11 protein-coding genes and 1 CRISPR repeat array (1 of these 12 only partly in view) are annotated in these 11522 nt (G+C 25.4%); all 11 genes read right to left on the minus strand.

Going from position 1 to position 11522, the window contains the following annotated elements:
• Positions 1-21: direct repeats of the CRISPR family, unit length 30 nt; it begins 1790 nt to the left of the window's first position.
• Between the two features lie 135 nt (positions 22-156).
• A complete protein-coding gene (gene cas2 / locus HMPREF1253_RS04430) occupies positions 157-441 on the minus strand; it encodes a CRISPR-associated endonuclease Cas2 (RefSeq protein WP_023055566.1) in 285 nt (94 codons plus the stop codon).
• Entirely contained in the window at positions 441-1439 is a 999-nt protein-coding gene (cas1b, locus tag HMPREF1253_RS04435) for a type I-B CRISPR-associated endonuclease Cas1b (protein WP_023055492.1), read from the minus strand. The genes cas2 and cas1b overlap by 1 nt, the downstream gene beginning before the upstream one ends.
• Positions 1440-1446: 7 nt before the next feature.
• Complete coding sequence (gene cas4, locus HMPREF1253_RS04440) at positions 1447-1932, minus strand: CRISPR-associated protein Cas4 (RefSeq protein ID WP_023055565.1); 486 nt, start codon at positions 1930-1932, stop codon at positions 1447-1449.
• Positions 1929-4481 (minus strand): CRISPR-associated helicase/endonuclease Cas3, encoded by a 2553-nt coding sequence (locus HMPREF1253_RS04445; RefSeq protein WP_023055555.1) that lies wholly within the window; start codon positions 4479-4481, stop codon positions 1929-1931. The genes cas4 and HMPREF1253_RS04445 overlap by 4 nt, the downstream gene beginning before the upstream one ends.
• The gene (cas5b, locus tag HMPREF1253_RS04450) at positions 4471-5199 is read right to left on the minus strand and encodes a type I-B CRISPR-associated protein Cas5b (protein WP_023055608.1); all 729 of its coding nucleotides are present in this window, start codon (positions 5197-5199) and stop codon (positions 4471-4473) included. Before cas5b ends, HMPREF1253_RS04445 begins: the two co-directional genes overlap by 11 nt.
• Entirely contained in the window at positions 5199-6161 is a 963-nt protein-coding gene (locus HMPREF1253_RS04455; RefSeq protein ID WP_023055490.1) for a type I CRISPR-associated protein Cas7, read from the minus strand. Before HMPREF1253_RS04455 ends, cas5b begins: the two co-directional genes overlap by 1 nt.
• Positions 6154-7143, minus strand: coding sequence for a hypothetical protein (locus HMPREF1253_RS09655; protein ID WP_023055546.1), 990 nt, complete (start codon positions 7141-7143; stop codon positions 6154-6156). Before HMPREF1253_RS09655 ends, HMPREF1253_RS04455 begins: the two co-directional genes overlap by 8 nt.
• A 62-nt stretch (positions 7144-7205) precedes the next feature.
• Positions 7206-8078, minus strand: coding sequence for a hypothetical protein (locus HMPREF1253_RS09660; RefSeq protein ID WP_023055619.1), 873 nt, complete (start codon positions 8076-8078; stop codon positions 7206-7208).
• A 2-nt stretch (positions 8079-8080) separates the two neighbouring features.
• On the minus strand, positions 8081-8773 hold the full coding sequence (locus HMPREF1253_RS04465) for a CRISPR-associated endoribonuclease Cas6 (protein ID WP_023055580.1): 693 nt from the start codon (positions 8771-8773) through the stop codon (positions 8081-8083).
• Positions 8774-9007: 234 nt separating this feature from the next.
• The gene (locus HMPREF1253_RS04470; protein ID WP_023055582.1) at positions 9008-10039 is read right to left on the minus strand and encodes an MBL fold metallo-hydrolase; all 1032 of its coding nucleotides are present in this window, start codon (positions 10037-10039) and stop codon (positions 9008-9010) included.
• On the minus strand, positions 10036-11505 hold the full coding sequence (locus HMPREF1253_RS04475; RefSeq protein ID WP_162146341.1) for an iron ABC transporter permease: 1470 nt from the start codon (positions 11503-11505) through the stop codon (positions 10036-10038). Before HMPREF1253_RS04475 ends, HMPREF1253_RS04470 begins: the two co-directional genes overlap by 4 nt.
• Positions 11506-11522: the final 17 nt, after the last annotated feature.

The following is an 11522-nucleotide window of genomic DNA, read 5'->3' on the forward strand; positions in this document are numbered from 1 at the left end:
CATCTTATGTTGTTGTTCAAGGATTGTAAATAAGCCTTTTTATTTTTATACTTTGTCTGCATTTGGCTTTTTTACGTTTTTTTTATTTTTTTACCAAGCTTTTTATTTTTTTTATTTTCTCTATTTTTAGGGAGTTTTTTTATTCGCCTGGTACTTTTATATTATATCATCTTTGTCAGTGTCTATTTTATTTGGTTTTCCTATATTTTCTTCTTCAAAATAATTTTTGCTGTACAATTTTATAAGTGTTACAAAATCCTCTTCTTTAATGATAGCTTTTAATTCTCTTTTTAATGCCATTATTTTTGATGGTGTGATTTCACCTTTAAAAACTGATTTCTGATGATGGTTTAAATATTTTTTGCAAATTTTAAATATTTTGCCAACTCTTTTTTCTGACACATCATAAAATAAGAAAATATAATTAAAGTTTTTTGACATTAGTATTTGCTCCTTAGAGAAAAAGGAATGAAATTTTCACCTTCTAATATAAATTTTATAAGTTTGTAGCAGTCCAGTTTAATTTGAGTTCTATAACTTACGTTTCTTTTTAGTTTTTCATTTTTAAATTTGCTCTCTATTCGTTCTTCAAAGGCTTGCAAGAAAATTTTTCTGCCTCCTTCATTAAGTAGACAATAATTTAAATTAGATTCAAAGTGTTTTTCCACTTTTATTCTTTTGTTGTTTATTAGATCGAATATGGTTTTAAATACTATTACAGGTTTAAAAACTTCACATATGTCTAAAGACAAGCTGAATCTGGATTCACTTGGTTCGTGTAAATAACTTATGCTTTGATTTAAATGGGTTCTATATATGGCTGAAATTGTCTTTGTGTATAAAATTGAGTTGCCAAAAGAAATAAGGGCGTTTATTGGGTTGTCTGGAGGTCTTTTTACTCTTTTGCTCATTACAAAATCTTGATCTAAAAAATATTTAAAATTCGAATAAAATCTTTGCCACAATTCTCCTTCGTAACTCATAAGTTCAAAGATGTTTTCAGATTTTTCTATTTTTAAAATTAATTCGTTTTTTATATAGTCTAAAAAAGGTTTCACTTCTTTTTTGTCATGTTTATAGTAATGGTAGACCACTTCATAAATATTTATTAAAATACCTTTTACTATAGGGATTGCAATTTCCAATCTTTTATTTTTATAAGCTTCAACTTGAGATATTAAAAGTCTTCCACTTATATAGGTATCTCTTGGATAATATGTTCCGCTATAATTTCCATAATAGTTAAAAAAGTGTAAAATTACTTGATTTTGCGAAAGAAAATCTAATAATTTCGTATTTATACTTGTTTCATTAAGTAGATAAATTTCTTTTACATTTTCTATTGGAATATAAATGTTTTTATTATCTTTTCTAAAGCATAGAGAGTTGTCTTTTCTCTTTATCTCTCCTTCTGAAAGAATATATTTTGTAGTTCCCATAAATCACCTAAATTTTACAATATTCATAATAGGCACATTTACTGCAACCTTTAATTTTTTTAAATTTTGGAATTTCTTTAGATTTTATCAAAAGCTCAATTTTAGATATTAAATTTAAAATTTCTTTTTCTATATCTTCACTCAGTTCAAAATATTCTATTTTCTTTCCGCAACTATTTTCTACAAATTCTAATTTACCTTTTCTTTTTATTCCCTTATTTTTTAAAACATATAGATAATAATAAAGTTGCCATTTTGCAGCTTCTTTATCTGCGTCTGATTTTTTGGTTTCTGTTATATATTTAGATGTAATTTTATCAATTGCTATGTTTTCTATTTTTATTTCTGCATTTTCATCATTGATAGCTTTATCTTCATGAATTTCTCTTCCTATTTTTACAAGTTCGCTATTATCTTCAAAGTTCAATTTGTTGGCAAATAAATAGCATTGCCTTTTACAATGAAAATAATAATTAATTATTGTTCCATTCATAAAAAATCACCGCAAAAATTTAAATTTAAACGTCCATTTTCAAGATAAGCTTCTCCATCTTCTATATAAAATATATTTCCTCTGTGTTCGTTATATTGTCCAAAATATTTTTCAAATTCCATTTTTGTAACTTTATAAAGAAAATAGGACATGTCTAATTTGAGTTCTGAAAGTTTTACTATTTTTTCACTATAATCCATTTCATTATTTTCAAGTAGTGAACAATATTCTTTCCAAATTTTTCTTCCATCAATTTTTCTTTCTTCTGTTTTCGATCCATTATTCTCTTTTTTACATTTTATTTTTTGAGCTAAAAAAACTTCAATTTTCTCATCATTGTCAATAAGCTTCATATGTTTCGAAATTTTTTCAAATTTATTATTTGTTAAAGCTTCTTCAAATTCATCGTATGATAGGCTTTCTTTTCTTTCTTTTGATTTTTCAAGTTTAATTTCAAAATAATTTGAAAAATCTTTGTCTAATAAATTTGTTCTTCTCTCAGGATTTCTTAAAGTCAATTCGTTGTCTATGTGACCATAAATTTTATTTTCATCTGCCATGTCAAAAAAATAAGCTGTTGAATTTTTCTTATGAGCTGACCTATTTATTCTACCTAAAAACTGCTCTTCATTTTCAAGCTTTGATATGTCCTTGTAGCCGATGTCCATGTCAATATCAACTCCTGCTTCTATAACTTGAGTTGCAACCAATATTATATTTTTGTCTTTTCCTATTTCTTCTATCACATCATTTTTAGTTTTTAAATTGTCTTGACCTGTTAAAATTAAAATTTCATATTCTTTAAAGTTTTCATTTTTGTTTATTTCTTTGTAAAAATCTTCTGCATCTTTTCTCTTTATAAATTCCAATAAAATTTTTTTATGATTTTTTACATGATCCTTCATATGATTAATCAAATCTGTATAAAAAATCTTGCCTTTATCTAAAAGTCCATAGTCAAGTCTTACTCTATTTTTAAATAATTTATTTTCAAAAAATTTTTTTGGATTTTCAATTAATTTTACAACTTTATTTCTTTCTTTTTCTTCTAAAAGTTTAGATAAGTCTGGTAAAGTTGCAGACATAATTATAATTCTAAAATTTAAAGTTTCAGCATATGCATCAAGCATTTCAATAATTTCATTCCAAATTTTTTCTTTATAGGCTTGAATTTCATCTAAGACAATTACAGAGTCTATAAGTTGGTACAAGCCAAAAATTGATTCTCTATTTGAGCTGAATAATGTATTAAAGAATCCTACGTTTGAAGTGACGATAAATGGTGAATGTAAAAACTGTCTGTCTAAAAGAGATTTAATATAGTATTCCCATTCTTCCATAAGTTTTTCTTGATATTTATTCCCTATAGGGGAAAGAGAATTTATGACAGCAATATTATTTTGAACTTCAGTTCCTTTATAAAATTTATCTAAGGTATTTTTATTTTGCTCTACCAATGTATTAAAAGGATATACATAAAAAATTTTATTAATATTGCCCTTTAGCATTTTAAAAGATAAATTCATGGCAATATTGCTTTTTCCTGATCCTGTTGGGCTTTCTAAAAAATAAATATTTTTGCCTATTTCGTTTTTGCTTATTTTTTCAAAGTTTTTTTCTACTTGCAAAAATATTTCCGTTCGCAAATCATTTATTTCTTGCCTTTTTTTATAAGAGCCAGATTTTTCTTTATCTCTTATGCTTTCTAATAAAGTGGAATTATTATAAATTTTTATTAGTTCATCTTTTTGAAGATTTTCTAATTTTGTTTTAAATCCTTTAATATAATTTGTAGTTGAATAAAAATCCCCTGCAACTAATAATGAGTACATTAGTTTTACATAAATATAAAAAATTTTATTTTTATCTTTTCTTATCTTATTAAATGATAAGTCATCTTCCATTTCATAAAGTAAGTCTAAGATATCTTCTATTTTTTTATCAAAGTCTTCAAAAAATTTATCTTCCAATATTTTTAAATCACTTACCTTTTTTAAGGCTTTCATAAGGGGTGATTTTTTTTCTAAAAAATTGGATATAAAATTTTTCCCTTCATAAGAAAAATTGTTTAATGGAGAATGATGCCTTGAAATTACATAAGAATTAAGAATTATAAAATAAGTTAATAGATACTTTGTTTGTTCATCAATTTTTAAATTATTTATTTTATCTCCATAGTAATAAAAATATATGGCGGAGGAAACTATTGAATGTTCGCTTTTTATTCCTAAATCAAAAGAAGAGTCATATGTTTTAAAATTATTGTTATTAAGTCTTTCCCATTGAAATTTTCCGTTAATTTTTCCTATATCATGAAAATCTACAAGACTGTCGGCTAATTCCATAAAGATATTTAGATAGTCATCAGTTTTGAAAAGGACTTTATAAATCCTTTTCAAAACTGCATTAACATTTTTAAAATCTTTTATTTTTCTATAATATTGTCCACAAAGTTTTGTGTGTTCTTGTAAAGTTTCAAACTCTTTATTTTTACCTCCTATATGACCGTAATATTTTTCAGAGTTTTTAACTAAATCTTTAATTTCCATAAAGACCTTCTTCTGAATAAAAAACTAAACTTTTATCATTTTCTTTATCAAGGTAGGTTATTTCTTCTTCAATTAATTTTTGGTCTGTAAAAATAGTTTTTTCAACGATATATCTATCTGTATCTTTTTCTAATTTAAAAGGCAAAAATTCTTGATATCTGAAAGTATTTCGTCCGGATTTAGTTTTAAAATCTCCTTCTAAAAACATAGAATTTATTGAATTTACATTTTCTTTTTTTAAATCTATATAAGCTGGGTTTAAAATATCGGCAAAATGATCATTTGTGCCAAGATATGGTATATAGCTAGCTTTATAATTTATTATTCTTTGTGACAATTTTTCAGCTTCTTCGTTGTCAATTAAAAAATATATTGTCCAGGAAACATCTTCAAGCCAAACTTGCTTTACTATTAAATTTCCTCCTTCTTCTCTTGAGGCAAAAGCTGTGGAATTATTAAACCTTTGTATTTTTCTATTAAAAATACCGTCATTTGTATTTGGAATAACAGCAATTTTTAAATCCATAAATTTTTTATAGAACTCAGGGTATTCTTTTCTATTATTTTGTGAATATCCTGAATATCCCATAATCGCTCCAAAAATTCCTAAAAGAGCGATTCTATGAATTTGTCCGTAAGAAAAATATAAATAGGTATTTACATCAGGTTGTTTAAAAAAGGCTGTTTTTCCCTTTAAATCAAATTTAAAAGCCTTCATTATTTAACCTCTATTTTTTCACCTGTGAAGATATTATAAAAATCTGCGTTTTTAGGAAAATCAATTAAATCTAAATATTTATCATTGAAGTATATTTCAATTTTCTTTATTTCTCCTCTATTTTCTAAAATATTCGAATCTGTGAAATATAATTTGTCTTTTGAATTTTCATCAACTTTTTCAAATCTTATAAGTTCAGCTAAGTTTGGTAAATATAAATCTAAATCCGTTTCTACAAACATAGCAAATTCATTTTCTGCTCCAACTTTTGAATTGGTAGCAAAACTTGTTGCTGAATCTATGGCTGCTGATTTAAATTTTTTGTAATCTTCTTCTTCATAACCTTCTGTTACTCCCAATTCTTCATAAGCGTTATAGGCAAGAGGATTTACTACAAAAGAATAATAATAATGAGCTTCTTCTGAAACTATTTTTGTCCCAAGAGTTGATGATTTTGCTTCTTCATTATTTTCAGATTTTTCTTTAGCCTTGGGATCTCTAAAAGGTGATAAAATATTTTGTTCACAAACTTTTGCTCCTTCATATTTATTTAAACCTTGAGATATTTGGACTGCTCCGGTTATGGATATATTATTTCCGGCTTCTGCAAAAGTTGCTCCGAAATTCTTAACATCGATGGCCGAAAAAAGATTTGTCAAGACTTTTTCAGATTCTCCCTTTTTAGAATTAGTAAGCTCAGTTTTAAAAATTTTTTCATATCTTTCTTTTAAAGTTCTTGGAATTAAAAATCCACTATCTGAAATTAAATAACTTTTTATATATAAAACTTTTTCTCCATTATTTTGCCATTTAACTTTCATTGGATATTTTAAAGCTTTATCTGATGCAAAAAATTGTCCATTGCTTAAACTTTTCGGATATCCTGTAAAATCTGCATTCCAGTTTGCCATAATTGCTCTAACTCCGCAAACTCCATATACTCTATAATTTAACTTACTCATTTATATTCCCCTTTTCTTCAGAATTATTTTTTTTATTATAAATATAAACTTCATCTAAAAAACCACAAATTATATACTTATCATCAACTTTTTTTCCCTTGTATTCATAGCTTAAAACTTTGCTGATTAGTCCATTTAAATTTGAATTTTTAATAACTTTTATATTATGCCCATATCTAACAATCAGTCTTTTTAACTTTTCTACTATTTTTTTGGGATTATCGTTATCTAAATATTCTCTAATAAAAGTAAGATTTTTATCTCCTATATTACTTTTGTCTAAAAGATATCTTAAAATTTGACCAATTCCGAATAAAAATTCTTCGTCGCTTTCAAATTCAAAATTTCCTCCCGACCTTATTTTTTCTTTCATATCTTTTTGTAAAGTCATAAACAAACCTCCTATATTTTTTTCAAAATAGTCTTTAAAAGAAAGATAATAATTGAATTGAGCGATGGCCTTATTAAAATAATTATTAGAAAGTGAATATTTAATAGAATCAAACATTAAGCTGTCCAAATTTTTTTCAAAATATTTTTCTTTTCCGTTTAAAATAAAATTCAAAGCATTTTGACCATGATTAATAATGATTAATTTTAAATTTCCATCTTTTATATTTAAATTTTCGAGACTATCTCTGTTTTTATAAAAATAATTATAAAAATAAACCCAATCAACATTTTTCATTACGTCTGATCTTTTTGTCATGTAAGAGTATTTACTTTTTTGTTTTTTTATATCATCTTCTTTTGCATCTTTTCCATAATTCTCTTTTATATACTCTTTAAAAGTAATATCAATATCAAATAAGTTTTTAGTATATTGTTTATACGATAAAATGGCAGCTTCATTCTTGTCCGGATATAAGAGAAGTTCATATCCCTTAAAGTCTTCATTTAAATCAAAATCATTTTCTAAAATTTTTTCTCTTTTGATGTCAAAATATACTCTATAAATTTGTCTTCTAACAAGGTTATCCAAATAATCAAAAAATGTTTTTTGAATTTCTGCATCTTCCGTACTTATTAAATATGGCTCATTTATTATTCTGTCAAAATTGCTGAGATAGGGTTTTTTTCGTTTAGACCCATATTATTATTTGATAAGCCAAAAATTTTCCCGTCAATTTCTTTATTATACTTATTTTTATTAAAAGAGTTGCTTCTTAGATAACGCTCTTGTTCTCGCTTATATGCTCTTTTTGTTTTTTCTTTATCTTCATATACAAAAAATATTTTAAAATAAGTTTTATTGTCAGGATTTAGGTTAAATTTATCTAAATTTTTTATCAACCAATTTCTAATTTTTTCTACTTCTTCTGTATTGACAATCCCTAAAATATTCTCATTTTCTTCATATAAGACTTTTGATTCTTTATCTTTATATTTAGTGTATGGATCTTTTAAAGTATCAAAATACCTTAAAATTGAAGAAAAAAATTTTTTGAATTTTTCAACATCTTCAAAATCTAAGCCAGCATAAATTTCTTCTTTAAAAATACTTTTCTCTTCATCGATTTTATCCAAAGAGAATTTTCCCGAATCTAAAAGTTCATAAATTCGGCTTAAAATAATTTTTGCACTTTCTTCTTTAGGATAAATATTTTCTTTAAAAAAGATACTGTAATAATTGGAGCTTTGTATAAGTTTTTTGAAATCCATACTCTTATTGGAATCTAAGATGTTGGAATGGTAATCTAAATACTTTATAAAATCATAATTTAAAGAATTTTCCCCATCAATTATTTTTGTCTTTTTATCATATTTAATTGTAAGAGGTTCACTAAGAGCCCAATCTTCATTTTCTTTCATGGTAACTAATATATATTTACCATCCTTTGGCAAGTAGCTTTTTAAAATTAGATTTGGGTCTTTTTTAAGCTCCTCTTGAAAAATTTCTATGCACTCTTTAATCACCGTTAACTCCTTTCCATAAGTTTATAGCCTTCAAATCCGAACCCATAAGAATTGTTTTCACTAAAAGTAACCCCTAAAGAAAAATATGCAATTTCTTGAGAAAATTTGTCAGGCTTAATGTTAAGTTCAATTTTGTCTCCTAAAAGAGTGATATTTTTAAATTTACATGGAATTGGACCTGAATTTAAAAATTTTATACAATCATAAAAATCTTTTTCTTCGATTTCGTTTTTCGTGAAATATTTATATTTTTTAAAAATATTTTCTTTAATACGTTTCTCAAATTCATCAACACTTAAATTGTTTCTCCAATATCCCTCATCTGATTTTAAAATCAGGCTATTTAAGGTGTAAATCTTGTCAATTAAATCTTGTTTTATAACTTTAGGTTTAATAAGTAAATTTTTAAAATTATAATTTTTATAATTTTCAAAGCCATTTAACAAATAATTTACAAAATCTTTATCTATAGATCTTATTCTAAATTGGCAAAGTTTTTCCTTGACATAAAAATTTTTTATTGGATATAAACTGTCAAAGCAATATGGTTTATAATTTTTTTCTTCGTGAAAAGCTAAAAATTTTTCATTTAAAGCTAAATATCCATTGATAAGCTTCGCTAATTCTTTTTGTACATCCTCCTTTTTTAAATCTTCTAACAAAAATGTCTTTACGTTTAATTCATAAACTTTCAAATAATCACCTCCATATAATTATCATTTGCTTGATTACAAATTAATAATAAAACTTTTTATATTAAATTACAAGCACATTTTTAAAAAATTTTTTACATCTCATGTTGGCGTTCAAATTAGAATTAACTAAATATCATTTGCTATTTCAATACATCTTATGTTTTTGTTCAATTTAATCCTATTATAAACTATTTTTATAAATTTATAGCAAATTATTTTTAGTCTTATAAAATTTTAAATTTCAAATTTTTTAGGGCAATTAAATGATATAGTGTGGAAAGGAATTGCCATTTTGAAATTATTGTTTTCAAGAATTTCTCTATATTGATTGAAATTTAAGTGTGTTGGAACAATTACTTGAGACATTTTATTTTTATTTAAAAGTTTCATGGCCTTCGATTTTTTTTCCAATGTTCCTGTAGAAATTCCTCTTCCACCATTTTCAATTATTTTTATTGCTGTTTTATAGCTTTCTTTATTTTCTAATTGTGGGTCTTGTAAAAATATAAAGCCTTTCATTTTATTTTTAATGGGAAAAAGGTCTAATTTTACTTTTTCATTTTGCCAAAAGTTGTTAAATCCACAAGAGAATGCTTTTCTTATTTTTTTATCTCCATAAATTTTATAGTCAAAATTTTCTTCAAGAATTTTTAAAATTTCAAGTCCTCTTCCATATTCAGGGACTGGAAAAAATATTTTATCTGTAATTTTTAAATATTCTTTTATTTTTTTTATTAATTTTTCTTTTTGTTTTTCAAAACTATTTTCGTTAAATCCATAAGCTGCATCAATTATTGCAAAATCGGCTTTTTGATCTTCTATTAGGTCATATTTATAGACTTTTGTTTGAAAGTTTACATCTCCTGAATAAAAAATCTTTTTATTTTCAAATTCCAAATTAAAATATACCGCCCCTTTGGCATGGCCACTTCTTCCCCACTGGATTTTCATGCCGTCAACTTTTTCATCTATGTCTTCAAGATATATTGTAGGATAAACTTTTTTAAGCATTTTAAAAGTTTCATAGCTTGTTATAAGCGTACAGTTTCTATTATTTTGAAAAATTAAATCTAAAGCTCCGCTGTGATCTTTATGAATGTGGGATAAAAAAACATATTTAATTTTTTTTATCTCTTTTTTACTTAAATCAGGCAATAAGGTTTTATTTTTTATGCCTGCATCAAATAAAATTGAAAATTTTTCACCTTCAAAGTAAAAAGAATTTCTTCCGTGTTCTCCCACTCCTCCTGCAATTTTAAATTTCATATCTTTTTCCTTTCTAAGAATAATCTGACTAAAATTAAACTTGTGGTTGTTATTAAAACAGTTATCAATGCCATTGCCATTCCTAAAGATATGGATCCTTGTTCAAATTCACGAACTATAAATGTGGATATTACAAGCTTATTTGGCGGTGAAATTAATGATGCTGTGACAAGTTCTCTTAAGCCTATTATAAAGGTCATCATCCATGCTGAAAAAACTGATTTTAATATTAGGGGTAAATTTATCTTTCTAAAAATATATAGGGGACTTGCTCCGAAAACTTTTCCTGCCGCTACTAAATTTTCAGAAATTTGTGTATATCCGCTTGTTACATAGGATATTGTATATGGCAAGAATAAAATTACATAAGCTAAAACCATTATTCCCATGGTGTTGTATAGGGGTAAAATTTTATATAAACGGTTCCAAAAAATCATTATTCCTATTACTATTACTATACCTGGAAGCATTTCAGGTAAAAGTCCTATTCCTTCTATAGTTTTTCCAAGTTTATTTTTACTATAAAATATCATTGTAACTATTAAAGTTCCAAAAATTACGCAAATTGTAGCTGAGCAAAATGCCAATAAAAATGAATTTTTAATGGCCTCCATTCCCTTTTGAGATTCAAAAAAAAGTTCATGGTAGTTTGCCGTTGTGAAATTTCCCATTTTAAATCCAATTCCCCTCAATTTTATAAGAGATGATGAAATTATAGAAAAGTATGGAATTATAATTGAAATAAATATAACTAAAAAAATATACAGATAGGCTAAAAATTTTTTTCCTTTTTCAAGTTTTATAAGAGATACTTTTAAACCTTTACCTCCAACTAAATTATAGCTGGCTTTTTTTGTTATGATATTTTGCATAAGCCACATAAAAATACAAATACCCATAAGTAAGCTTGCAAGAGCTGCTGATTTTCCGAAATCCACCGGTGCAATACTTGCATATTTATGAATATCTGTGGTAAATACACTAAAGCCTATTCGCTTTCCTAATGTAGATGGAGTTCCATACTCACTTAAAGTTTTTACAAAAACTAAAAGACCTCCTATGGCAAAATTTGAGTATAAAAGTGGCAAAAAAATTTTTATCATTCTTATTTTTGAATTTGCTCCAAAAACTTTCGCCGCTTCTAAAAGAGAGTTTGGTATGTTTGCCATTGCGTTTTTTAAAATAGTAAGCATAAATGGAAATATATGCAAACTCATAACAAGAACAAGGCCTGCTAATGTGAAAAACCAATTTTCACTTCCCTTAAACATGGGAACTATCTGTTGTAAAAGTCCATTTTTTTGCATAAACAATATCCAACCCATAGAAGCGATATATGGAGGCGTCATAAAAGGTATAAGAAATAAAATTTCAAAGATTTTTTTATTTGCCAGTTCCGTTCTTGAAAACAAAAATGCTAAGGGTCCTGCAATAAGTGTGGAAACTATTACGACTAAAATTCCCAAAAGCAAAGAGTTTAAAA

It is taken from the genome of Peptoniphilus sp. BV3C26, from assembly GCF_000478985.1.
Taxonomy (GTDB): Bacteria; Bacillota; Clostridia; order Tissierellales; family Peptoniphilaceae; genus Peptoniphilus_B; species Peptoniphilus_B koenoeneniae.